21 protein-coding genes are annotated in these 22,740 nt (G+C 64.5%); 8 read left to right on the top strand and 13 right to left on the bottom strand.

The window, feature by feature from the left end:
• Positions 1-58: 58 nt before the first annotated feature.
• The 5 genes from YH3_RS20960 to YH3_RS20940 all read right to left on the bottom strand — a co-directional run bounded on the left by YH3_RS20960 (position 59) and on the right by YH3_RS20940 (position 6,611).
• Complete coding sequence (locus YH3_RS20960; RefSeq protein ID WP_007726365.1) at positions 59-1,426, bottom strand: PhoH family protein; 1,368 nt, start codon at positions 1,424-1,426, stop codon at positions 59-61.
• 275 nt (positions 1,427-1,701) lie between these two features.
• Positions 1,702-2,418 carry a LuxR family transcriptional regulator gene (locus YH3_RS20955; protein ID WP_007726367.1) on the bottom strand — a complete coding sequence of 239 codons (717 nt, stop codon included), beginning with the start codon at positions 2,416-2,418 and terminating at the stop codon, positions 1,702-1,704.
• 26 nt (positions 2,419-2,444) lie between these two features.
• On the bottom strand, positions 2,445-3,878 hold the full coding sequence (locus tag YH3_RS20950) for an amidase (RefSeq protein ID WP_007726369.1): 1,434 nt from the start codon (positions 3,876-3,878) through the stop codon (positions 2,445-2,447).
• A 152-nt stretch (positions 3,879-4,030) separates the two neighbouring features.
• On the bottom strand, positions 4,031-5,338 hold the full coding sequence (gene glyA, locus YH3_RS20945; RefSeq protein WP_003945195.1) for a serine hydroxymethyltransferase: 1,308 nt from the start codon (positions 5,336-5,338) through the stop codon (positions 4,031-4,033).
• Positions 5,339-5,414: 76 nt separating this feature from the next.
• Complete coding sequence (locus tag YH3_RS20940; protein ID WP_007726370.1) at positions 5,415-6,611, bottom strand: hypothetical protein; 1,197 nt, start codon at positions 6,609-6,611, stop codon at positions 5,415-5,417.
• 172 nt (positions 6,612-6,783) lie between these two features.
• Here YH3_RS20940 and coaA point away from each other — a divergent pair, with 172 nt between their 5' ends.
• A complete protein-coding gene (gene coaA, locus YH3_RS20935) occupies positions 6,784-7,716 on the top strand; it encodes a type I pantothenate kinase (RefSeq protein ID WP_003945270.1) in 933 nt (310 codons plus the stop codon).
• 6 nt (positions 7,717-7,722) lie between these two features.
• Here the strand turns inward: coaA and YH3_RS20930 are convergent, their stop codons facing one another.
• Positions 7,723-8,490 (bottom strand): isoprenyl transferase, encoded by a 768-nt coding sequence (locus YH3_RS20930; RefSeq protein WP_003945211.1) that lies wholly within the window; start codon positions 8,488-8,490, stop codon positions 7,723-7,725.
• Positions 8,491-8,662: 172 nt separating this feature from the next.
• Between YH3_RS20930 and YH3_RS20925 the strand changes: the two genes are divergently transcribed.
• The gene (locus YH3_RS20925) at positions 8,663-9,331 is read left to right on the top strand and encodes a hemolysin III family protein (protein WP_042920879.1); all 669 of its coding nucleotides are present in this window, start codon (positions 8,663-8,665) and stop codon (positions 9,329-9,331) included.
• On the opposite strand, the gene YH3_RS20920 is transcribed toward YH3_RS20925, so the two are convergent.
• Genes YH3_RS20920 through mca form a run of 3 tightly spaced genes read right to left on the bottom strand, consistent with a single transcriptional unit; the run spans position 9,298 to position 12,534 of the window.
• Positions 9,298-11,325 carry a thioredoxin domain-containing protein gene (locus YH3_RS20920; RefSeq protein ID WP_047270318.1) on the bottom strand — a complete coding sequence of 676 codons (2,028 nt, stop codon included), beginning with the start codon at positions 11,323-11,325 and terminating at the stop codon, positions 9,298-9,300. The two genes, YH3_RS20925 and YH3_RS20920, sit on opposite strands and share 34 nt — an antisense overlap.
• Before the next feature lie 19 nt (positions 11,326-11,344).
• Positions 11,345-11,659 (bottom strand): hypothetical protein, encoded by a 315-nt coding sequence (locus YH3_RS20915; RefSeq protein ID WP_003943283.1) that lies wholly within the window; start codon positions 11,657-11,659, stop codon positions 11,345-11,347.
• Positions 11,656-12,534, bottom strand: a complete 879-nt coding sequence (mca, locus tag YH3_RS20910) for a mycothiol conjugate amidase Mca (protein WP_007726383.1) — start codon at positions 12,532-12,534, stop codon at positions 11,656-11,658. Before mca ends, YH3_RS20915 begins: the two co-directional genes overlap by 4 nt.
• A 303-nt stretch (positions 12,535-12,837) precedes the next feature.
• On the opposite strand from mca, the gene YH3_RS20905 reads away from it, so the two are divergent.
• Positions 12,838-13,263 carry a DUF4307 domain-containing protein gene (locus tag YH3_RS20905; protein WP_007726384.1) on the top strand — a complete coding sequence of 142 codons (426 nt, stop codon included), beginning with the start codon at positions 12,838-12,840 and terminating at the stop codon, positions 13,261-13,263.
• Positions 13,264-13,490: 227 nt separating this feature from the next.
• Entirely contained in the window at positions 13,491-13,985 is a 495-nt protein-coding gene (gene greA / locus YH3_RS20900) for a transcription elongation factor GreA (protein ID WP_007726385.1), read from the top strand.
• Between the two features lie 88 nt (positions 13,986-14,073).
• Here the strand turns inward: greA and YH3_RS20895 are convergent, their stop codons facing one another.
• Complete coding sequence (locus YH3_RS20895) at positions 14,074-15,174, bottom strand: bifunctional lysozyme/C40 family peptidase (RefSeq protein ID WP_003943296.1); 1,101 nt, start codon at positions 15,172-15,174, stop codon at positions 14,074-14,076.
• A gap of 205 nt (positions 15,175-15,379) precedes the next feature.
• Here YH3_RS20895 and YH3_RS20890 point away from each other — a divergent pair, with 205 nt between their 5' ends.
• Together YH3_RS20890 and YH3_RS20885 are read left to right on the top strand one after the other, a co-directional pair.
• Positions 15,380-15,625, top strand: coding sequence for a hypothetical protein (locus tag YH3_RS20890; protein ID WP_153211881.1), 246 nt, complete (start codon positions 15,380-15,382; stop codon positions 15,623-15,625).
• Positions 15,622-16,416, top strand: a complete 795-nt coding sequence (locus tag YH3_RS20885; RefSeq protein ID WP_003943281.1) for an FAD:protein FMN transferase — start codon at positions 15,622-15,624, stop codon at positions 16,414-16,416. The genes YH3_RS20890 and YH3_RS20885 overlap by 4 nt, the downstream gene beginning before the upstream one ends.
• A gap of 6 nt (positions 16,417-16,422) precedes the next feature.
• Here YH3_RS20885 and ilvA read toward each other — a convergent pair whose 3' ends face one another.
• The 3 genes from ilvA to YH3_RS20870 form a co-directional block, all read right to left on the bottom strand.
• Positions 16,423-17,586, bottom strand: a complete 1,164-nt coding sequence (gene ilvA / locus YH3_RS20880; RefSeq protein ID WP_223304414.1) for a threonine ammonia-lyase — start codon at positions 17,584-17,586, stop codon at positions 16,423-16,425.
• 135 nt (positions 17,587-17,721) lie between these two features.
• A complete protein-coding gene (locus YH3_RS20875) occupies positions 17,722-18,894 on the bottom strand; it encodes a cystathionine gamma-synthase (RefSeq protein ID WP_003943272.1) in 1,173 nt (390 codons plus the stop codon).
• A gap of 44 nt (positions 18,895-18,938) precedes the next feature.
• Positions 18,939-20,324, bottom strand: coding sequence for a cystathionine beta-synthase (locus YH3_RS20870; RefSeq protein ID WP_003943292.1), 1,386 nt, complete (start codon positions 20,322-20,324; stop codon positions 18,939-18,941).
• Between the two features lie 71 nt (positions 20,325-20,395).
• Here YH3_RS20870 and YH3_RS20865 point away from each other — a divergent pair, with 71 nt between their 5' ends.
• On the top strand, positions 20,396-21,367 hold the full coding sequence (locus tag YH3_RS20865; protein WP_042448870.1) for an SGNH/GDSL hydrolase family protein: 972 nt from the start codon (positions 20,396-20,398) through the stop codon (positions 21,365-21,367).
• 121 nt (positions 21,368-21,488) lie between these two features.
• Entirely contained in the window at positions 21,489-22,706 is a 1,218-nt protein-coding gene (locus tag YH3_RS20860) for an acetyl-CoA C-acetyltransferase (protein WP_019744600.1), read from the top strand.
• Positions 22,707-22,740: the final 34 nt, after the last annotated feature.

Here is a 22,740-nt window from a genome sequence, read left to right as displayed (position 1 = left end):
AACTTCAAACCCAGGCATCTCCCCGTGCAGACCGAAGTCCGCACGGGGAGATCACTTCTCAGGAAGTGGGGCCGAACTCCTCGAGCATGTCGGTCACCAACTCGGCGATCGGCGAACGCTCACTGCGCGTGAGTGTGATGTGCGCAAAAAGCGGGTGCCCCTTGAGCTTTTCGATGACGGCCGCAACTCCGTCGTGCCTGCCCACTCGCAGGTTGTCACGCTGCGCGACGTCGTGCGTGAGGACCACTCGCGAGCCGGTTCCCAGACGAGAAAGCACTGTCAGCAGAACATTTCGTTCGAGCGACTGCGCTTCGTCGACGATCACGAACGAATCGTGCAGCGACCGACCGCGAATATGCGTCAGCGGCAACACTTCCAGCATTCCGCGGGCGAGAACCTCCTCGAGAACCTCTGGCGAGGCCAACCCGTCGAGAGTGTCGAAAACGGCCTGAGCCCACGGGCCCATCTTCTCGCTCTCACTACCGGGAAGGTAGCCGAGTTCTTGTCCGCCAACGGCATACAACGGACGGAAGACGACAACCTTGCGCTGAGTGCGGCGCTCGAGAACCGCTTCCAGACCTGCCGTCAGAGCCAAGGCCGACTTACCGGTGCCCGCCTTACCACCGAGAGAGATGATGCCGATGCTCTCGTCCATGAGGAGATCGAGCGCAATGCGCTGCTCGGCGGAGCGGCCGTGCAACCCGAACGCCTCGCGCTCACCGCGCACCAACTGGATGCGCTTGTCGGGAGTCACCCGACCGAGGGCGCTCGACGAACCACCGAGCAGGCGAAGACCCGTGTGACACGGCAGATCTCGCGCTTCGTCGAGGTCCAGGAAACCCTCGTTGAACAGCTCGTCGATGTCCGTCGAGGCGACGTCCAGCTCAGTCATGCCCGTCCATCCGGATGGCACGACGTCGTGAGCGTGGTACTCGTCGGCAGGTAGTCCCACCGCGCCTGCCTTCACGCGAAGCGGAATGTCCTTGCTGACGAGGACTACATCCTTGCCCTCCGCAGCAAGATTCAGCGCACACGCCAGAATCCTCGAATCGTTACTGTCCGTGCGGAATCCGACGGGCAGCACCGCAGGGTCGGTGTGATTGAGTTCGACCTGCAGTGTCCCGTTCTCGGTGCCGATCGGCACCGGACGGTCGAGGCGGCTGTATTCGATCCGTAGATCGTCGAGCATGCGGAGCGATTCTCGGGCGAACCATCCCAGTTCGTGGTGGTGCCGTTTGCCTTCGAGTTCACTGATCACGACCAGTGGGAGTACCACGTGGTGTTCGGCGAATCGAGTGACAGCCCATGGATCGGACAGTAGTACCGAGGTATCCAAGACGTACGTGCGAAGTGCATCTCCCGAATGATTCCCGGCTGATTGATCAGCCCGGGCCGAGTGGGCAGAGACGGAGCGTGATGCAGTCACGTTGGGCTCCTAGGTCTGCGCGGCACCCGCGCAAACTCAGCTCGCTGGGCCGGACGGCTCTGGTGTCAGGTGACGCTGTGTCAGCTGAAACAAGGGCCGGGCGCCGGCCCTCTCGTACTGAGTGTTTCAGTCACGATCAGAACCTCCCGCACAAGTAACTTCTGGTTACTCGTTACTGCCGACGGTACTGCGGATCGGACACTCGCGCCACGGAACGAGCCGCACATCTGGTGAACGCCAGGTAACAAAATGCCACTCGTGTGATTCGGCGTCACTCAGGACTCGATCAGACCCCACTTGGCGGCGCGCACCGCTGCCTGAACCCGCGAATTGGTTCCGGTCTTGACGAAGATGTTCTCGAGGTGGGTGGCGACGGTGCGACGGCTGACGAACAACTCCTCGGCGATCTCGACATTGCCCGCGCCCCTGGCCACCAATTGCAGTACTTGGATCTCCCGTGGGCTCAGATGGACACGATCGAGCGCCACCTGGTCCCCCACGACGCGCGAGCAGGCCGCGCTGGACGCCGCCACCACCTCGCGCACGCGGTCGACGACGCCGGAATCCGCGAAGCTCATGTGCAGCAATCCGGTCACCTCACGGCCGGAGAACCCCAATGCGACCGACGCGCCCTCGGCGTACCCGGACGGCCGCAGAACATCGGTAACCATCTCGACCTGCTCGAATCGTGGCACGTCCTGCCAGAACACGGGCACGCCCGAAGCCTCGCGAATGATGCCGAAGAGATTGCGATCGGCGACGAAGTCGTCGAGCAGGAACTCGAGCACCCTGGCGTCGTATCCGGAACTCGCCAGAGCCCGATGCCGTCCGCTCGACGGGTCCCGGTACGTGACCGCCGCAGCCGAGTACGCGAGTCCACGTGCGCGGAGTTCTTCGGCGCACAGGCCGAGAATGCCGTATGCCCCGGCCGCCGGCGATCGCGGCGCGAACATGTCAGGTCCAGCGCCGCGATCAGGCAGTACAGACGTCATCACACCAATCTAGCCAATCGTGTGAGCTAGGCCACCACCAGTGAACCGGCCGGCTTCCTGTCCGCCCACGGACGCACCGCTTCGAAGTTCGCGGCAGTCCGCAGGACCAGTGCGTCCTGGCGGTGGCGTGCGGCGATCTGCAGCCCCACCGGTCGACCGTCGGCGGTGAATCCGGCCGGCACGGTGATCGCGGGGTTGTTGAGCATGTTGTACGGGTAGGTGAAGAGCCAATCGAGCAACTGCTCACGCAACGACGCACCTTCGAGCCACGACGGCGCGAACTGACTGAGCGGGAACGTGGCCGAAGCCAAGGTCGGCGAGACCAACACGTCGTAGTCGTTCATGAACGCGGTCCACGTGTCCCACATGACGCCGCGGAATGCGTCGGCCCGCCCGACGTCGACACCGGTGAGCCGCTCGGCCTCGTGCATGATCTCGATCAGGTTGTCGTCGACCTCGCCGCGCTGGTTCTCCCAGTCGAGCAAGTCGTATTCGGAAGCGAAACCGGGAACCCAGATGCCGTTCCACATCGACTCCGACGGATTTCCCCACTGCGGGGTCGCCTCGGTGATCCGGGCACCCAATTCCTCGAATGCCGACAACGCGTCGAGACACACCGCCAGCACCTCCGGATCAACATGGCCGAGACCGAGATTCGTCGACCACGCCACGCGAAGGCCCTTCACGTCGCCCTTCGAGGCTTCGACGTACGAGGTCTCGGCACGCTCGATCGAGAGCGGGTCCGCATTGTCCGGCCCGGCCATGATGTCGAGCATCAGCGCGTTGTCGGCAACAGTCCGGGTGATCGGACCGTGATACGCCCAGTTGTAGAAGCGCCCGGCCAGGATGGTCTGCGGGATGACGCCGGTGGTCGGCTTCAACCCGACGACCCCGCAGAGCGCCGACGGGATACGCACCGATCCCGCGCCGTCACTGCCCTCGGCGAGTGGCCCGAGGCCTGCAGCCACGGCAGCCGACGCACCGCCACTGGACCCGCCCGCGCTGTTGCCGAGCTTCCACGGGTTGTGCGTCGGCCCGTACAGGTGGTTGTCCGTGCCACCGTAGTAACCACTTTCGGGAGTGTTCGTCTTTCCCAGGAACAGTCCGCCGGCGCCTCGCAGCCTGTCCACGACGACGGCATTTCCCGTCGCGATGTTGTCGGCCATCGGCTTCATCCCGAACGTGGTCGGCAGCCCGTCGACTGCCGTCAGATCTTTGATCGTGAACGGAACGCCGTGCAGCGGGCCGAGTTTCTCGCCCGCTTCCTGTTGCCGTGAGAGTTCGGCCGCATCGCGCGTCACCTGCTCGCGATCGAACTGGACTATCGCGTTGATCGACGGATTGACGGCGTCGACGCGCTGGATCATCGCTTCGGCAATCTCGTTGGGCGAGAGACTGTTCGACGCGACCGACGCCGCCATCTCGGTAGCGGAGAGCCAATGCAGATTCTGTTCGGTCATGGGGTTTCCTTCGCCGGAGGGGTGATGCTCTCAGGCTAGGAAGCACCGAACTCGGCCACCATCGGTCATGTGACCGATGCCACAATCCGCGACTGGAAAGAAACCAGCGGCCCGGCCCCTCGAAAGGGACCGGGCCGTCGGTGAAGGAATTCCTAGACGTTCTTGCTGAGCAGGCCCCAGTTCTCGAGACCGTCGTACAGCGGAAGGTCGAGAGCGAGCTTGGCGACGCGCGCACGCAGCGCCGGCAGATCCGCGTTGCCGGCCAGAGCGGTACCGATGATGTCGGCGACCTCGGTGAACTCGGCATCACCGAATCCGCGAGTGGCCAACGCTGCGGTACCGATACGCAGACCGGAGGTGGTCATCGGCGGGCGGGGATCGAACGGAACAGCGTTGCGGTTGACCGTGATGCCGATTTCGTGCAGAAGGTCCTCACCCTGCTGGCCGTCGAGCTGCGAGTTACGCAGGTCCACGAGCACGAGGTGGACGTCAGTGCCGCCGGTCAGGACGCTGATGCCCTGGTCTGCGACGTCCTTGTTGCCCAGACGCTCGGCAAGGATGCGCGCACCGGAAAGGGTGCGTGCCTGACGATCCTTGAACTCTTCACCGGCAGCGATCTTGAAGGTGACTGCCTTGGCCGCGATGGCGTGCATGAGCGGTCCACCCTGCTGACCGGGGAAGACAGCGGAGTTGAGCTTCTTGGCCCACTCTTTCTTCGCCAGGATCAGGCCCGAACGCGGACCACCGAGGGTCTTGTGGACGGTCGAGGAGACGACGTCTGCGTACGGGACGGGCGACGGGTGCAGGCCTGCGGCAACCAGTCCGGCGAAGTGAGCCATGTCCACCCACAGGTACGCGCCGACCTCGTCGGCGATCGCACGGAACGCCGCGAAGTCCTGCTGACGCGGGTATGCGGACCAACCGGCAACGATGACCTTCGGCTTCTCGGCGAGGGCGATCGAGCGCACCTCGTCCATGTCGATGCGGTGATCTTCCTTGCTGACGCCGTAGGACGCGACGTCGTACAACTTGCCGGAGAAGTTGAGCTTCATGCCGTGCGTGAGGTGACCGCCGTGTGCAAGGTCGAGGCCGAGCAGCTTCTCACCCGGGTTCATCAGTGCCATCAGAACAGCAGCGTTGGCCTGTGCGCCCGAGTGCGGCTGAACGTTCGCGAACTCTGCACCGAAGAGTTCCTTCGCACGGTTGCGCGCCAGATCCTCGATGACGTCGACGTGCTCGCAACCGCCGTAGTAACGACGTCCCGGGTAGCCCTCGGCGTACTTGTTGGTCAGGACGCTGCCCTGAGCCTGCAGAACCGAGCGGGGAACGAAGTTCTCCGACGCGATCATCTCGAGCGTGTCGCGCTGACGAGCCAATTCACCAGCCATCGCCTCGGCGACTTCGGGGTCGAGTTCGGCGAGTGATGCAGAGTTGACGTCGGAGCCGGGCACAGCGGTCATCGAGGAATCTCCAAGCTGGATGCGGAAACGAATGCGTCCAGTCTACGAAGTTCGCTCCCGCCGTCTCCACCCGGCACTAGGCAGCACGCAGAGAGCTGGGGACCAGCGGCTCGTCGAGCAGCCTGCGGAAGCGTTCGGTGCGCTCCGCGCCCACCGGCACCTCGTCCAGCCAGCCCCCGAGCAGCCGGTATCCCTCGACATACGTGCTGGTGTATGCCCGCCACAGCGGCGAAGACAGGAACTTGAGCGATTGGCGAGCGCGTTCCGGCGTCGACAGCGACCACCGTTCGAGGAACAGCGCCACGTCGTCGAGGCTGCGCCCCTCGTCGTGCAACATCAGCGCCGCATCCTGCCGGACACTCAGCAGTTGCCCCGACGCGGCGGAGAGCCGTTGCGCCTTTTCCCCGTCGAAAGACAAGCCGAGATCGGCGTAGATGTCCTGCGCCCACAAACCCCAGTCCGGGCCGACAATCGCTTCCAGCGCCAAATCCGCGAGGCCTTCGGCCATGATGCACTGCGGCGTGTTGACCAGGAACAGTGTCTGCTCGAGCTGGCCCGAACCGACCAGACCGGCTTCCTTACGGCAATGCTCGGTGTGATGGCCGGGGTAGGACTCGTGCGCGATCAGCCGCGGCAGGTTGGCCATGAACTGCGGCAGATCCGAATTGATCGCAACCTTGGAGCGGTAGTCACCGAGGTAGTAGTTGAAGCCGGACCACGGCTTGTCCCCCACCACTTCGTATTCGACGGTTTCCGACGCGGGAAGCCCGAACGTGCCGCGGACCAGATCGCGCAGCGCACTCGACATTGCCTCGACGCATTCGTTCAGTTTCGCCGCGGGGATCTCGTCGGCCTTGCGATGGGCCTGCACCCGCTCGGCCAACGGTCCCGGACCGGGCAGAACTTCACCCATCAACCGGTGAGCGTCGCTGTAGGCGTCCTCGTTTCCCTTCTCGATTCGGACGTCGAAGTACGCCTCGACCTCGTCCACGAAGCCGATGTCCTCACCCGCGAACTTGCGCCCGGAGCATTCCAGGGCGCGAAGGTGTACGTCGACGAAGTGGGAGCGTTCGGCATTTAGACCACTTCCGGCCAACTCGCCCCGCAATTCACGTGCCGTGCGGGCAAGTTCACGCGGATCGGGCTTCGGGGCGCTCTCGATCTGCTTTCGCAGCGCCGGGTCACCGGTGAACGCGTCGACGAACCCGTCTTCGAGACGGTCGAAACCCAGTCCGAGCAGCAGGTATTGGCGAACAAGTGTGTCTGGATCCATAACGACCGAGCCTAGTCGCTCGCTCCGGAATGCCACCCGGCGAAAGTCCCGGACGTGGCACCGAGCACAATCCGACTATGCACTCGGATCGTGCGCACACGCGCCTGGCTTGCTCGCATAGCTGTTTCGTCCGCCGGGCCCCGGGTTCACTACGTGCCGGTGAGCTGGGCTGATGGCGCGCACCAACGAATCGAGTCCCTACGTCGAGTTCGACCGCAAGCAGTGGCGGACACTGCGTAAGTCGACGCCACTGGTGTTGACCGAGGACGAGTTGTACGGCCTGCGTGGTCTCGGCGAGCAGATCGATCTCGAAGAAGTTGCCGAGGTTTATCTCCCCCTCGCACGTCTGATCCACCTACAGGTAGCGGCACGCCAACGACTGTTCGCGGCCACCGCGACCTTCCTCGGCGAGAAGCATCCCGACCGTCAGGTGCCCTTCGTCATCGGCGTCGCCGGTTCGGTCGCGGTCGGAAAATCCACGACTGCTCGTGTGCTGCAAGCTCTCCTGGCCCGCTGGGATCACCATCCGCGCGTCGACCTCGTCACCACGGACGGATTCCTCTATCCGACCAGGGAACTCCAGCGTCGGGGCATCATGCACCGCAAGGGTTTTCCCGAAAGCTACGATCGCCGCAAGCTGTTGCGCTTCGTCACCGAAGTCAAGTCCGGGGCGGAAGAGGTAGCGGCACCGGTCTATTCGCACACGTCGTACGACATCATCCCGGGCCAGTACCACCTGATCCGCCAGCCCGACATCCTCATCATCGAGGGCCTCAACGTCCTGCAGACCGGCCCGCGTCTGATGGTCTCCGATCTGTTCGACTTCTCGATCTACGTCGACGCCCGCATCGAGGACATCGAAGCCTGGTACATCCAGCGGTTCCTCGCGCTACGCAACACGTCGTTCGCCGATCCGAACGCCCACTTTCACCACTACTCCGGCCTCTCCGACCGTGACGCGACCATCGCGGCGAAGGAGATCTGGAACTCGATCAATCACCCGAACCTGGTGGAGAACATTCTCCCCACCCGTCCCCGCGCAACCCTGGTGCTGCGCAAGGACGCCGACCACACGATCAACCGGCTGCGGCTGCGCAAGCTCTGAGACGGCTCAGGCGCCGAACCGGCGGTGGCGCGCCGCGTAATCGCGCAAGGCTCGAAGAAAGTCGACTCGACGGAACTCGGGCCAGTACGCCTCGGTGAACCAGATCTCCGAATAGGCGCTCTGCCACAACAGGAATCCGGAGAGCCGCTGCTCGCCGGAGGTTCGGATCACCAGATCCGGATCGGGCTGTCCCGACGTGTACAGATGCCCGTCGATGCCGTCGACCGTGACGGCCTGGATCAGTTCGTCTCCGCTCAGACCCGCACCGATCTTGTCGCGCAGGAGCGATTGGACGGCGTCGGCGATCTCCTGACGCCCGCCGTATCCGATCGCGACGTTGACATGTGTCCCGGTTCGGCCGCTCGTCCCCGCCGCCGCTTCCCGCAAGCGCCTGGACTGCTCGGGAGGCAGAAGATCGAGAGCACCGACGATCTGCACACTCCAGTTCTTGCCGGGCCCGGAGATCTCTTCGACGACGTCGGTGATGATTTCGAGGAGGGTGTCGAGCTCTTCCGGCTCGCGGCGCAGGTTCTCGGTCGAGAGCAGGTAGATGGTTGCCATCTCGATTCCGGCGGCGTCGCACCACTCGAGCAATTCGGCAATTTTGAGCGCGCCCATGCGGTGCCCGTGACTGACATCGGTGAAGCCGTTCTCGCGAGCCCATCGCCGATTTCCGTCACACATCACGGCTACGTGCCGTGGGTGCGCGAGACCGTCGAGATGACTGAGGAGTCGTCGCTCGTAGATGCTGTACAGCAGTCCGCGCAGATTCACCGTGACATCACCATGGTGTCAAAGACTACGCCCGGCAGTGACAGCCACATGCGAGCGCCGTCACGGTTTTTGTACGCGTCGAAAACCCGCAGGTAGGTTATGCTACTGATGCGTAACCTACGGTACCGTAGGTTACGCGGTTCGCAACAGTACGGAACGAGAGGGGTTGCACATGACGGCATTCGGGGTCGACGAGCTTCCGGTCAAACCACGCATGCGCGGTTGGATCCATCTGTGGGCGCTCGGTGTCTCCGTCGTCGCGGGCGTCGTTCTCGTCTCCGTAGCCGGCGCTCAGGTCGGCGCCAAAGCGGCTTGGGCAACCGCGATCTACAGCGTCACGATCTGCGGCCTCTTCGGCATCAGTGCGACGTATCACCGCATCCAGTGGCAGACGGTCAAGGGCCGTACGTGGATGAAGCGTGCGGACCATTCGATGATCTTTCTCTTCATCGCCGGCAGCTACACACCGTTCGCCATGCTCGGCCTCCCGACTCACACCGGCAAGATCATCCTCGCGATCGTGTGGGCAGGCGCGCTCGCCGGCGTCGCACTCAAGATGCTCTGGCCCACCGCCCCGAAATGGGTGGGAGTCCCGCTCTACCTGCTCCTCGGTTGGGCGATCGTTCCCGTGGTCGGTGAACTGACGCACCAGGTCGGTGTGGCGCCGATGGTGCTGCTGCTCGTCGGCGGAATCTTCTACAGCGTCGGCGCAATTCTGTACGCGACGAAATGGCCAAACCCGTGGCCCACGACGTTCGGGCATCACGAGTTCTTCCACGCCGCGACGGTCGTCGCAGCGATCTGCCACTACATCGCGGTATGGCTCGTCGTGTTCAACTGACTCGCCAGTTCCACCACCGTCGTCACCGGCCGATCACACACGAATCCCCGACAGATGTACGCGGCTTCACCTCCGTCGACGAGGGGTCGATCTGCAAGCAGCGGTGAAGAATCCGGGGCACCCCCGACAACCACTGCACCACCCGGCGCAAGCTGGCGGGCATCGGCCAACAGCGAACCTTCCCCGACGACGGCCACCTGTATCGGACCACGCAACGACGCTTCCGCCACCGCGAGCCAGTGCCCCGCCGACCGAGGCGCACGCTCGAGCGGCAGCGTGGCCCTCGCCAGCGCGTCCGCCGCGGCCTGGGCGTAACGAGAAGAGCGCTCGGCATCGGTCAACGCCGCTGCGGTCAACAGAGCCTCCGCGACGCTCGACGCACCGGACGGCGTCGCGCCGTCCAACGGGTCTCGGGGCCGAGTCACGAGCGACTCCGCGAAATCGGCCGTGTCGAACCAGCTTCCCGGCTCGGCCGGATCAGCGAAGTGGTCGACAGTGACGTCGAGCAACTGCTGCGCCGCATCGAGCCACCGCGCCAATCCCGTTGCCTGATATAGAGCCAGGAGGCCGGTGGCCAACATTGCGTAATCCTCGAGCACACCCGTCGGGGCGCCGACAGCCCCGCCGAGGGAAGCGCGACGCAAGTGACCGTCCACCAGGTGAAGGTCGAGAAGAGCGCCTGCGCACTCGGCCGCCGCGGTGATCCAGTCGGGTCGGTCCAGGGCAAGTCCGGCTTCCGTCAAGGCCGTGACGGTCAACCCGTTCCAGGCCGTCACCACCTTGTCGTCGCGGCCAGGCTGTGGACGCTGAGCCCGGGCGGCACGGAGAGCGTCGGAGACCGTCTGCCAGCGCGACCAGTCGTCGGGGTCACGGAGCAACTGCAGTACCGACGCACCCTCTTCGAAGGTTCCGGTATCGGTGACCCGGAACAACTCCGACGCCCACTGCCCGTCCTCCGCGCCGAGAATCTCGACCAGCTGCGTCGGCGTCCATACGTACGTGAGGCCTTCGACGCCGTCGGTGTCGGCATCGAGAGCCGAAGCGAAGCAACCGTTCTCGGTCAGCAGATCGGAGAGCAGGAACCTTGCGGTCTCCTCGGTGACGCGAGTGGCGAGGTCCGATCCGGTGCGCCGCGCCCAGTGCGCGTAGAACCGCAGGAGCAGCGCATTGTCGTAGAGCATCTTCTCGAAGTGCGGAACCACCCACTCGGCATCGACCGAGTACCGCGAGAAACCGCCACCCAACTGGTCGTAGATCCCGCCACGTGCCATTGCTTCGGCGGTGCGCTCGATGCCGCCGAGGATCTCGCCCGAACCCGTTCGCTCGTACTGTCGGAGCAGCCCCTCCAGTAGTGCCGACGGTGGAAACTTCGGTGCCCCACCGAATCCCCCGCGCGGGACGTCCTCGTCGCCGAGGATCGATCGACCCGCCGCGTTCAGCAGCTCGGCGTCGATAGGCGCTCCGCCGTACGGAATCCCGCCCGACGCGCGCTGAAGTTCCGTGACGATCGACTGCGCCGCGTTGTCGACCTCGTCGCGCCGATTCGTGAAGGTGTCGACTATCGCTTCGAGAAGCTGTGTGAACGAGGGCATTCCGCCGCGAGGCGTCGGCGGGTAGTACGTGCCGCAGTAGAACGGTGAACCGTCGGGAGTCAGGAAACAGGTCATGGGCCAGCCGCCCTGGCCGGTCATCGCAACCGTCGCATTCATGTAGACGGCGTCGATGTCGGGACGTTCTTCTCGGTCCACCTTCACACAGACGAAATTCGCGTTCATGACGGCCGCGATCTCGTCGTTCTCGAACGACTCGTGCGCCATGACGTGGCACCAGTGGCACGCCGAGTATCCGATCGAGAGGAGGATCGGCACGTTGCGCTCGCGCGCCCACTCCATCGCTTCTTCGCCCCACTGTTGCCAGTGGACCGGATTGTCGGCGTGCTGACGCAGGTAAGGGCTCGAGGACCCACCCAGGTTGTTCCGCATCCGTGGGTCCATCGCCGCTACCTCGTTCGTCTCAGGATTCTTGCTTGGGCTTCTTCTCGGTAGAGACGTTGGGGTCCGCCGGGCTCGGAGCAGTGATAGCTCCCCGGTCGGTGCCTTCGTCTGCCTGCTGATCGAGTTCGGGATGATCCGGTTCGAACGTCTCCGGCAGCTTCTTGAGCTGCCGGTTCATCGACCGAACCAGGAGGATCACACCGATGAGCAGCGCAAGAATCACCAGCAGGCCGACCGGAGACGACTTTCCGAACTCCGGGCCGGATGGATTACTCGGGGTCTGAGCAAGAAATTGTGTGGTGCCGAGAACTACCTCGGCGGACAGAGCATTCACTTCTGAGCGTCCTCTTCGAGACCTGCGAACAGGTCGGTTTCCGGAATGGACGTGGTGACCCGCGTCTTGGCGAGCTCGAATTCCTCGGTGGGCCAGATCTTCTGCTGAATGTCGAGCGGCACAGCGAAGAACGAACCGTTGGGATCGATCTGCGTCGCGTGTGCGCGCAGAGCATCGTCACGCTGGGGAAAGTAGTCGCCGCACGTGACCTGAGTGGTCACCCGGACCATCATGTCGCCGCGTTCGGTCTTCCACTTCTTGAGCCAGTCCGCCATCGGGAACGGCTCTCCGCGACGCTCGTACTCCTCCTGGAAGAGTTCGAGGCGCTTACGGATGAATCCGTGCGAGTAGTAGACCTTCTTGATTTCCCACGGCTGACCGTCCTCGGGGAAGTACTCGGGATCGGCGGCGGCTTCGTAGGCTGCCATCGTCACCTCGTGGCACCGGATGTGATCCGGGTGCGGGTATCCGCCGTTCTCGTCGTACGTCGTGACGACGTGGGGACGGAACTCGCGAATCACCTTGACCAGAGCGCGCGTCGACTCTTCGAGCGGAACGAGGGCGAAGCACCCTTCGGGCAGCGGCGGAAGAGGGTCGCCCTCGGGAAGCCCGGAATCGACGAAACCGAGCCAGCGCTGCTTCACGCCCAGGATGCGAGCGGCCTCGGCCATCTCCTCCTGGCGAACTTCGCTGATTCGATCGCGGACACCGGGAACGTCCATGGCCGGGTTGAGAATGTCGCCACGCTCACCCCCGGTGAGCGTCAGGACCATCACTTCGTGGCCTTCGGCTGCATAACGGGCGGTGGTGGCCGCACCCTTGCTCGACTCGTCGTCGGGATGGGCATGGACGGCCATGAGCCGGAATCCGCTCACGTGTTCGTTCACCTCAACTTCACCTGTAGCCGTTGCCGGCAGTTCACCTGTAGCCGTCACCGGCAGTTCACCTGTAGCCGTCACCGGCAGTCTTCGAATCACACGCTGTGCACCGCTCGGATTACTCCGGGCCGTTGCCGTCAAACGTACCGACTGCCGACAAACCTACCGACGGCGCGACGGGATACGTCCTCTATAGTTCCACCCGAGAGTTCCTGGCGCAGCCGTGACCCCTTCGGTAATCCGGCGGGACACAGTCAGTTGCTGCACGACACGCGAACTCGAGTCTTCGAGAGCAGAGTGATGAGCAAACCGCTTCCCCAAGATCGGTACCCGAGCACAACTCGCACGGGCAGTCCCCGCAAGTGGATGGTGTGGGCTCTGACCGCTCTCGTCATCGTCGTAGGCGGCGGAATCGCGTACTACGCGTACGGAAAATTTGCGGTCAAGGAAATCGAGACCGAGACCATCTCGTTCGACATCGCCAACGACTCCACGGTGAAGATCCGTTTCACCGTCACACGCGACGACTCGTCGCGTGAAGCGATGTGCATCGTGCGCGCACGCTCGAAGGACGGCTCCGAAACCGGTCGACGTGAGGTCTACGTCCCGTCGTCGGAACATCAGACCCTCGAGTTCAACACCGAGGTCAAGACGTCCCAGCCGCCAGGCATGGCCGACGTCTACGGCTGCAGCTTCGACGTTCCGGAGTACCTGACCAAGAGCTGACCTCGGAACGCACCCACCCTGCCGGACGTTTGACGCCGGACAGGGCGGGTAGTCATGCGTGATAGAATTGCCCGATACACGGTTCCGGGTGGAACCGTGTATTGCTGCATTGACGCAAGGTTTGACGGCAAGGTTGCATCCCTGGTGGTGCTTCTGTGTCGTTGTTCGCTGCTGTTGCAGCGATCGTCGAGGGAGCCCCCGGCTCCGACTACTAGGGAGTGATCGAGATGACCGAGACCCAGGTGACCTGGCTTACCCAGGAATCACATGACAGGCTCAAGAACGAACTCGACCAGCTCATCGCCAATCGCCCGGTCATCGCCGCCGAGATCAACGAGCGTCGCGAAGAGGGCGACCTGAAGGAGAACGGCGGCTACCACGCTGCCCGCGAAGAGCAGGGTCAGCAGGAAGCCCGCATTCGCCAGCTCCAGGAGCTGCTGAACAGCGCAAAGGTCGGCGAGGCCCCCACTCAGTCCGGTGTCGCACTGCCCGGATCCGTAGTCAAGGTCTACTACGACGGCGACGAGAGTGACACCGAGACGTTCCTGATCGCTACCCGCGAAGAAGGCGCACGTGACGCCAAGCTCGAGGTCTACTCGCCGAACTCACCGCTGGGCGGCGCGCTGCTCGAAGCCAAGGTCGGCGACACGCGTGAGTACAACCTGCCCAACGGCAGCACCATGAAGGTCACGCTGCTGAGCGCGGAGCCTTACCACAGCTGATCGGCTGTACCAGCTCTGAAAAGAAGCGCCACCCGACTCGGTCGGGTGGCGCTTCTTGCTCTGTCGACGCTCGCCGTTTCCTGCCCACTCACACCACGCGGCGAGCCTTCATGCCGGCGAAGATCGGGCCGACCTTCACCACGTCGCCGAACGTGGGTGCGTGAAGCATCTGACCGTTGCCGACGTAGATCGCCACGTGGCCAGGGCCGCCTGCCTGCCAGTTGCCGAACAACAGGTCACCGGGCTGCGCCTGATCCAGCGGGATCTCGACGCCGACACCCCACTGCGTCTCCGAGGTCCGGGGCAGAGTCACCCCGGTGGCCGCGTGGATCGCGTACGACGTCAGCCCCGAGCAGTCGAACCCGCCCATCGACGGCCCGTTGATGTTTCCGCCACCCCACACGTACGGCAATCCGAGAAACTTCAGACCGGCCTCGACGACGCCGCCCACCGCTGCGGCGAGGTTGTTGTAGTCGAAGGGCGCAAGCATCAGGGCGAACGAGTCCTGCAACGATTTGATCTGGGCGACGAACGGAGCGGCGACCGCCTGCTCCGCAGGAACCTCGCCCGACTTGTCTGCCGGAACGCCGCCCGCTTCGCGAACTGCGTCCGGCCCGACGTCGTAGGCAGCGAGCGCGAGGTCGACGGTATCGCCCTCGACCTCACCGGACTTCTGCCAGGACTGCGCTTGCTTCACGAGATCGCACAACCGGTATCCGGTTGTCATCACCGGATCGGCAACGCCCAGGATGTCCATCTTTCCGTCGCCGTCACCATCCTTGCCGTATGCCGTCCACGCTGCGGTGGTGAAGCGGCCAGGCCCGCGCCCACCTTCCGGTGAGATGTCGGTATCGGGTCCGTACTTGAATCCGTTCTCGACCGAGTACAGCGAGGCGATCACCGCGGGCGTGATCTCCGAGCACAGAGCACCGGCCTTTTTGATCCACGGCGCGAACACTGCCACCGCTCCCACGGGCGCCAATGTCGCTCCCGGAAAGTTGGAGGGTACGGAAGGCACGATTCCCTCAGGTGTGTCCTGAGTTCGTGCCGGTCCGTTCCAGGCTGCAAGTGAGACTGCAGCATTCGAAGACTCGTTCTTCTCGACTTGTGCGGGCGCTCCGAGAGTTCCACTCATCACGCCCAGTGCGGTGCCGATCGACACAGCGATCGCCAGGACACCGACTGCCATCCGAACCTCCGATAAACCTCTGAAAATCCACGTACGTGGTCGTACCCGAAACTTGTCGGTGCGAACATCTACTCTTTCGAACATGCATTCGACACGGCTCAGTCTCGCGACTCCTGTAACCAATGTCTCATTTATCTCGGCGGGCGTTACGCAAATGACTACAGACGCCAAGGCTTTTCTCAGGTTCGGCGTGCAAGCTGAGTCCATGAGCGACGATCGGCCACGACCCGCCCGGGGACGCACTACGGTGTATCGACCCGTTCGCCTCGCCCTCGCAGCCACGGCTGTGGCGGGAGCACTCGCAAGCGGCGGACTTTCACTCGTTTCTTCTCCCACTGCCACGGCACTCGCGCCGGACACGTCGGCTTCTCACACCAAGAATCCCGTAGCGAAGCGGCCCGTCGTGGTCGCCGGATTCGGAACCCCGGACGCCGTCTCCAACGGTTCGTGAGTACTCCGCGCTCGGCCTCCGAGTGGCTCACGTGGGGGGTTCAGGCCCGGGTCGTCGTCACCGACCCTGAAGTCCTTCCCTCCGCGGCCAGCCTGGTTCGCGGGTACCTCACCGCTGCCGACGCCGCTACCAATCGAGATCGTGCCGACTCCGAGATTCGTACCTATGTCAGCGCCGCGAGCAACGTCGACGGCGTCGCCGTGACCCCGATGTTCGCGCACTTCCTCGAAGACGCGTTGGCTGTCGCACGACTGACCGACGGCAAACTCACGCCGACGGCCGGGTCGGCAGACCCTCACTCCTGGTGGAAGATTCGCGTCGAGAACAACCGCGTGTACAGCCCGGACGACGTCGTTCTCGATCTGTCCGCGACGGCCCGCGCCAGTTCAGCGGACCACTGTGCCGCGTCCACTGCGACTCTTCTCGGGTGTGGCGTTCTGGTCGGCCTCGGCGGGGACATCGCGGTTGCCGGCCCGGCGCCGGAAGACGGCTGGCAGATTCAGGTGCAAGACCTGCCCGGCGACCCGACCTGCCAGGTAGCACTTCCGTCCGACTGCGGGATCGCCACGGCCAGCACCGTCAAGCCACTGCACCGCGAATCGACAGCGACGCCGATGTGGCGCACGGTGTCGGTGATTGCATCCTCCTGCGCCCAGGCCGCCGCATTCAGTCGGGTTGCGGTCGGCATGGGCGGTTCGGCCATCGACTGGCTACATCAACTCGACGTACCCGCCAGGCTGGTCGACCAGGAGTACCGCGTGACGGTTCTGGGCGGCTGGCCTGACGAGTAACTCGCCTCAGTTCTGCAGTCGTACTGCGTAACCGGCGCGGTCGAAGGCCGTCAGAAGTTCCGCCTTGTTGTCCGGACCACGCGTCTCGACGGTGAGGAAGACTTCCACTTCGTCGAGTGCAAGTTCGCCACCGGTACGGGAATGGATGACATCGACCACGCTGGCGCCGTTCGCTCGAACCACTTCGAGCAACGAGACCAGTGCGCCCGGCCGATCGTCGATGGTGATGTGAACTCCGAGGAACCGTCCGGCCGCTCGCAGACCGTGCGAGATGACGTGCGTGAGAAGTAGCGGATCGATGTTGCCGCCGGAAAGCACGGCGCACACCGGCCCTGTCAGTCCCAGCTCCTCCGGAGTACAGGTCATCAAGGCCGCGACGGCCGCGACGCCGGCCGGTTCGACGATGAGCTTGGCGCGTTCGAGGCACAGCAGGAGCGCTTTGGACAGCGCTTCCTCGCTGACCGTCACCACGGCGTCGACATGGGCGGCAACTTCGGCGAACGGAACCTCGCCCGGGCAGCCAACGGCGATACCGTCTGCCATCGTGGACATCGACGCCAAGGCGGTCGGCTTCCCGGCTGCCAACGACGCCGGCCAGGCAGCCGCGGTCTCGGCTTGCACTCCGACGATGCGGACCTGCGGGCGCACAGCTTTGACGGCTGCGGCCACTCCGGCGATCAACCCGCCGCCGCCGGTGGGGACGAGGATCGTGCCGACCTCAGGCAGTTGCTCGAGGATTTCGAGCCCCACAGTCCCCTGCCCCGCCACGACGTCCTCGTGGTCGAAGGGGTGGACCAGAACTGCTCCGGTTCGGTCCGCGAATTCGCGAGCGGCCACGAGCGCTTCGTCGACAGTCGAACCGTGCAGGTGGACCTGAGCTCCATATGCCTTGGTGGCCACCAACTTCGGCAGCGGCGCACCCGTCGGCATGAAGACGGTCGACTTGATTCCCAATTCTGTTGCAGACCAGGCAACTCCCTGCGCATGGTTACCGGCACTGGCCGCCACCACGCCCGCTGCCCGTTCCTCTGCGGAAAGATTGGCAATGCGGTTGTACGCACCGCGCGGTTTGAAAGAGCCGGTGCGCTGCAGATTTTCACATTTCAAGCTCACGGCGAAGCCGGTGGTTTCGGACAACACTCGCGAGGCTACGACCGGGGTGCGTCGCATGACCGGGGCGAGCAGTTGCTGTGCAGCCTTTATCTGTTCGAGATTCACGCATGCCTCCAGAAAGTGCGCCTCCACACCCTCGTGAGGTGTGAAGGCGCACTGCAGATTCGAAGTCGAATTACTGTAGAGCGAAGATCAGGACAGCGCTTGCTCGATGTCGCCGACCAGATCGGAGGCGTCTTCGATGCCGACCGACAGGCGAACCAGATCGTCGGGAACCTCGAGAGCGGAACCGGCCGTCGAGGCGTGGGTCATCGCACCGGGAAATTCGATGAGGGATTCGACTCCGCCGAGAGATTCTGCAAGCGTGAAGATCTCGGTGCGCGAGCACAGGTCGAGAGCTGCCGCCTTGCCGCCCTTGAGGCGGACGGAGATCATGCCGCCGAAGCGTCGCATCTGCTTGGCCGCGACCTTGTGCGACGGATGCGAAGCCAGTCCGGGGTAGATGACGCCGGCAACCGCGGGGTGGCCGTCGAGCAATTCGACGACCTTCTCCGCGTTGTCACTGTGACGCTCCATGCGCAGCGCCAGTGTCTTGATTCCGCGCAACGTCAGGAACGCGTCGAACGGGCCGGGAACGCCGCCGGATCCGTTCTGCAGGAAGGCAAACGCGGTGTCCAGTTCTTCGTCGTTGCAGACGAGAGCGCCACCGACCACGTCGGAGTGTCCGCCGATGTACTTGGTCGTGGAGTGCAGCGCGATGTCGGCACCGAGCTGCAGCGGCTGCTGCAGGTACGGCGAGGCGAAGGTGTTGTCCACCACGATCTTTGCGTTGCCCTCGTGGGCGACCTCGGCAAGGAGCTCGATGTCACCGATATTGAGCAGCGGGTTCGTGGGCGTCTCGACCCAGACCAGCTTGGTGTTGGACTTCATCGCCGCGCGCACCGCATCGACGTCGGACACCGGAGCCGGGGTGTACTCGATCCCCCACTGCGTGAACACCTTGTCGATGAGACGGAAGGTTCCGCCGTACGCGTCGTCGGGGATGACCAGGTGATCGCCGGGTCGAAGTACCGAACGGAGCAGGCAGTCGGTGGCCGCCATTCCCGAACTGAACGCTCGGCCGTAGGTTCCGGATTCGAGCGCGGCGAGGTTCGCCTCGAGTGGGCGACGGGTGGGGTTACCCGTTCGCGCGTACTCGAAGCCACTGCGCATTCCACCGACGCCGTCCTGGGCGAAGGTGGAACTCGCGTAGATCGGCACGTTGACCGCACCGGTCAGCGGATCGGGTTCGTAACCCGCATGCACCGCTTTCGTGGAGAAACCCTGCCAGCTGATGTTGTCGGCCTTGCTGCGTTGCTCACTCATGGTCCCCAGCCTAATGGCGCCGGTGCCGGCGCAGGAATCCGAACTCAGGAATCCGAACTCAGGAAACCCAGGAGATCGTGGCGCGTGATGACACCGACCGGCTTGCCGTCGTCGACGACCATGAGTGCGTCGGTGTCCCCGAGCGCCTTCGTGGCAGCCGAGACCGGCTCGCCGGAACCGATGAGCGGGAACGGCTTGCTCATGTGCTTCTCGACGGAATCCGCAAGGTGCGCACGGCCTTCGAAGACCGCGCTCAGCAGATCCCGCTCGGACACACTTCCGGCGACCTCGCCTGCCATGACCGGCGGTTCCGCACCCACGACGGGCATCTGGGACACGCCGTACTCGCGCAGGATCTCGATCGCGTCGCGCAGGGTCTCCGACGGGTGGGTGTGAACGAGGTCCGGCAGCTCGCCCGACTTGCCACGCAGAACGTCGCCGACGGTGGGGACGTTGGTCTTGCCGTCGAGTGGGGTGCGCAGGAATCCGTACGACGCCATCCACTGATCGTTGAAGATCTTGGACAGGTAGCCGCGGCCACCGTCCGGGAGGAGGACGACGATCAGGGCGTCGGGGCCCTCACGCTTGGCTACTTCGAGGGCAGCGACGACGGCCATACCGCAGGAACCGCCGACCAGCAGTCCCTCCTCGCGGGCGAGGCGACGCGTCATCTCGAAGGAATCGGCATCCGAGACGGCGATGATCTCGTCCGGGATGGACGGGTCGTATGCCGACGGCCAGAAGTCTTCGCCGACGCCTTCGACCAGATACGGACGACCGGTGCCGCCGGAGTAGACGGAGCCCTCGGGGTCTGCGCCGATGACCTTGACCTTGCCGCCCGAAACTTCCTTGAGGTAGCGGCCGGTGCCGGTGATGGTGCCGCCGGTGCCGACGCCCGCGACGAAGTGCGTGATCTTGCCGTCGGTGTCGGCCCAGATCTCGGGGCCGGTGGTCTCGTAGTGGCTCTCCGGTCCGCCCGGGTTGGAGTACTGGTTGGGCTTCCAGGCGCCGGGGATCTCACGGGTGAGACGGTCGGAGACGCTGTAGTAACTGTTCGGGTTGTCCGGCGCGACGGCCGTGGGGCACACGACCACCTCGGCGCCGTAGGCGCGCAGGACGTTGCGCTTGTCTTCGCTGACCTTGTCTGGGCAGACGAAAACGCACTTGTATCCACGCTTTTGCGCCACGAGCGCCAAGCCGATTCCGGTGTTGCCCGAGGTCGGCTCGACGATGGTGCCGCCCGGCTTCAGTTCACCCGAAGCCTCGGCTGCGTCGATCATCTTGACGGCGATGCGGTCCTTGGAGCTACCGCCAGGGTTGAGGTATTCGACCTTGGCTGCCACCGTGCCGAAGTTTTCGCCCGTGACGGACGTGAGCTTGACGAGTGGGGTGTTGCCGATGAGGTCGACGACGTGTTCCGCGATGCGCATTCGTCCATGTTCCCAGATGAAAGAAAACGGTGCGCGCGGACGTCGGGCGAAGGTGGTGCAATCCGGCTAGATTGGCAAGTGTGAGTCGAACCGGACTGAAAGCGTCGGTGGCCACGGTGGTGGCCGGATCGAGTGCAGGCACGCTCTCCTGGTTGGGCTACAACTATCTGATGTCGCAGGCGGGGGCGGCCCGCGGGGTGATCGGTCGCAATATCGCCAAGCCACCCGAGGCGGACGGGGTGTACGCGCCCGGCGCCGACAACCCGGAACTCTGGTGGCGGGCCGTGCCCTTCGATCTCCACTTGATGATCTTCGGCGATTCGTCTGCGGCCGGCGTGGGCGCGCTGACGGCCTCGGAAGTTCCGGGTGTTCAGGTCGCGAAGCTGCTTGCGAGTGAAACCGGGAAGCGAATCCGTTTGAGCACCAAGGCCATCGGGGGCGCCACCTCCCGCGGGTTGAGTGGGCAGGTCGACGCCATGTTCGTCGCCGGTCCTCCCCCGGACGCTGCGGTGATCCTGATCGGCGCCAACGACGTCACCGCCAAGAACGCGATTCACGCGTCGGCTAAACGCCTCGGCGACGCGGTTCGACGCTTACGCGAGAGCGGCGCCGTCGTTGTTGTCGGCACCTGCCCGGATCTGGGGGTGGTCACGGCGATCCCGCAACCTCTGCGCTCCGTGGTGCGCGAATGGGGCCATCGCCTCGCACTCGCCCAGGCGGCCGCGACCAGAAACGCCGGGGGTCATCCCGTTCCACTGGCCGACCTGCTGGCCAAGGAATTCCTGGCCTCGCCCGACACGATGTTCTCGGCCGACCGTTTCCATCCGTCCGCGGCCGGATACGAACTCGCGGCGAAGCAGATCGTCCCGGTTCTCGCGTCGGCTCTGGGTGAATGGCAGGGTGGCCCGCTACCCGAACTCCCCCACGTCTCGGAGGCGGCGCAAGCCCGCACCGTCGCGGCCCGACTGACGGCGGCGGCAACCCAGTGGAAAGCCTTCGCGAGACGCACCAAACCTGCAGGTCAGCGCCCCGACGTCAACTGAGTGAGACTGCGTGACCACCATCTGGGAGCGGCAACGTAAATTGTAAGTCGAAGCTGCATTCAACTTGCCCTGCTCGACGGCGTTTCAAGCCGCCCTCGAGCAGTACACAAAAGGAGTTTTCATGCCCGAGGCAGTAATCGTCTCAGCAGTACGGTCGCCCATCGGCCGCGCAATGAAGGGTTCGCTCAAGGACATCCGCCCGGATGACCTCGCAACTCAGATGGTTGCCGCCGCGTTGGCAAAGATCCCCGAGCTCGACCCCACCGAGATCGACGACCTCATGCTCGGTTGCGGCCAGCCCGCCGGTCAGTCGGGCTTCAACATCGCCCGCGTCGTCGCCGTCCAGCTCGGCTACGACTTCCTCCCCGGTGTCACGGTCAACCGTTATTGTTCCTCCTCGCTGCAGACCACCCGCATGGCGCTGCACGCCATCCGCGCAGGCGAGGGCGACGTCTTCATCTCCGCCGGCGTCGAGTCCGTCTCCAGCTTCATCACCGGCAACGCCGACGGCCTCCCCAACACCAAGAATCCGCTCTTCGACGCAGCGCAGGCCCGTAGCGCCAAGCTCGCCGAAGGTGGAGTCGCCTGGACCGATCCTCGCGAAGAGGGCCTGATCCCCGACGTGTACCTGGGCATGGGCCAGACCGCGGAGAACGTCGCTTCCGCCACCGGAATCACCCGCGAAGACCAGGACCGCTGGGCAGTTCGCAGCCAGAACCGCGCCGAGGAAGCCATCGCTCGCGGCTTCTTCGAGCGTGAGATCACGCCCGTCACGCTCGCCGACGGCACCGTCGTCTCCAAGGACGACGGCCCCCGCGCCGGCACCACCTACGAGGGCATCAGCGGCCTCAAGCCCGTCTTCCGCCCCGACGGCACCGTCACCGCCGGCAATGCCTGCCCGCTCAACGACGGCGCAGCCGCACTGGTGATCATGTCCGACACCAAGGCAAAGGCACTCGGCCTGACCCCGCTCGCTCGCATCGTCTCCACCGGCGTCTCGGGCCTGTCCCCCGAGATCATGGGCCTCGGCCCGATCCAGGCCGTCAAGAACGCCCTGAAGATCGCCGGCAAGTCGATCTCCGACATCGACCTGTTCGAGATCAACGAGGCATTCGCAGTGCAGGTCCTCGGATCCGCTCGCGAACTGGGCATCGAAGAGGACAAGCTCAACATCTCCGGTGGCGCGATCGCGCTGGGTCACCCCTTCGGTATGACCGGTGCCCGTATCACCAACACCCTGATCAACAACCTGCAGGAGCAGGACAAGACCTTCGGCGTCGAGACCATGTGTGTCGGCGGCGGACAGGGCATGGCAATGGTGATCGAGCGCCTCAGCTGATCCCCTGAGCACGTCGAAAGCGGCCGCCCGGCTT

Origin of the sequence: Rhodococcus sp. YH3-3 (assembly GCF_001653035.1) — a bacterium.
GTDB lineage: Bacteria > Actinomycetota > Actinomycetes > Mycobacteriales > Mycobacteriaceae > Rhodococcus_F > Rhodococcus_F qingshengii.
The sequence above is the reverse complement of the archived record's forward strand: the minus strand, read 5'-3'. Positions and strand labels throughout refer to the sequence as shown.

Bases quoted from the DNA above. Each gene is read 5' to 3' on its own strand.
- YH3_RS20955 (WP_007726367.1), bottom strand. From the start codon at position 2,418: ATGACGTCTGTACTGCCTGATCGCGGCGCTGGACCTGACATGTTCGCG.
- YH3_RS20950 (WP_007726369.1), bottom strand. From the start codon at position 3,878: ATGACCGAACAGAATCTGCATTGGCTCTCCGCTACCGAGATGGCGGCG.
- glyA (WP_003945195.1), bottom strand. From the start codon at position 5,338: ATGACCGCTGTGCCCGGCTCCGACGTCAACTCTGCATCACTCGCCGAA.
- YH3_RS20940 (WP_007726370.1), bottom strand. From the start codon at position 6,611: ATGGATCCAGACACACTTGTTCGCCAATACCTGCTGCTCGGACTGGGT.
- coaA (WP_003945270.1), top strand. From the start codon at position 6,784: ATGGCGCGCACCAACGAATCGAGTCCCTACGTCGAGTTCGACCGCAAG.
- YH3_RS20925 (WP_042920879.1), top strand. From the start codon at position 8,663: ATGACGGCATTCGGGGTCGACGAGCTTCCGGTCAAACCACGCATGCGC.
- YH3_RS20920 (WP_047270318.1), bottom strand. From the start codon at position 11,325: ATGGACCCACGGATGCGGAACAACCTGGGTGGGTCCTCGAGCCCTTAC.
- YH3_RS20905 (WP_007726384.1), top strand. From the start codon at position 12,838: ATGAGCAAACCGCTTCCCCAAGATCGGTACCCGAGCACAACTCGCACG.
- greA (WP_007726385.1), top strand. From the start codon at position 13,491: ATGACCGAGACCCAGGTGACCTGGCTTACCCAGGAATCACATGACAGG.
- YH3_RS20895 (WP_003943296.1), bottom strand. From the start codon at position 15,174: ATGGCAGTCGGTGTCCTGGCGATCGCTGTGTCGATCGGCACCGCACTG.
- YH3_RS20890 (WP_153211881.1), top strand. From the start codon at position 15,380: ATGAGCGACGATCGGCCACGACCCGCCCGGGGACGCACTACGGTGTAT.
- ilvA (WP_223304414.1), bottom strand. From the start codon at position 17,586: ATGCGACGCACCCCGGTCGTAGCCTCGCGAGTGTTGTCCGAAACCACC.
- YH3_RS20875 (WP_003943272.1), bottom strand. From the start codon at position 18,894: ATGAGTGAGCAACGCAGCAAGGCCGACAACATCAGCTGGCAGGGTTTC.
- YH3_RS20870 (WP_003943292.1), bottom strand. From the start codon at position 20,324: ATGCGCATCGCGGAACACGTCGTCGACCTCATCGGCAACACCCCACTC.
- YH3_RS20860 (WP_019744600.1), top strand. From the start codon at position 21,489: ATGCCCGAGGCAGTAATCGTCTCAGCAGTACGGTCGCCCATCGGCCGC.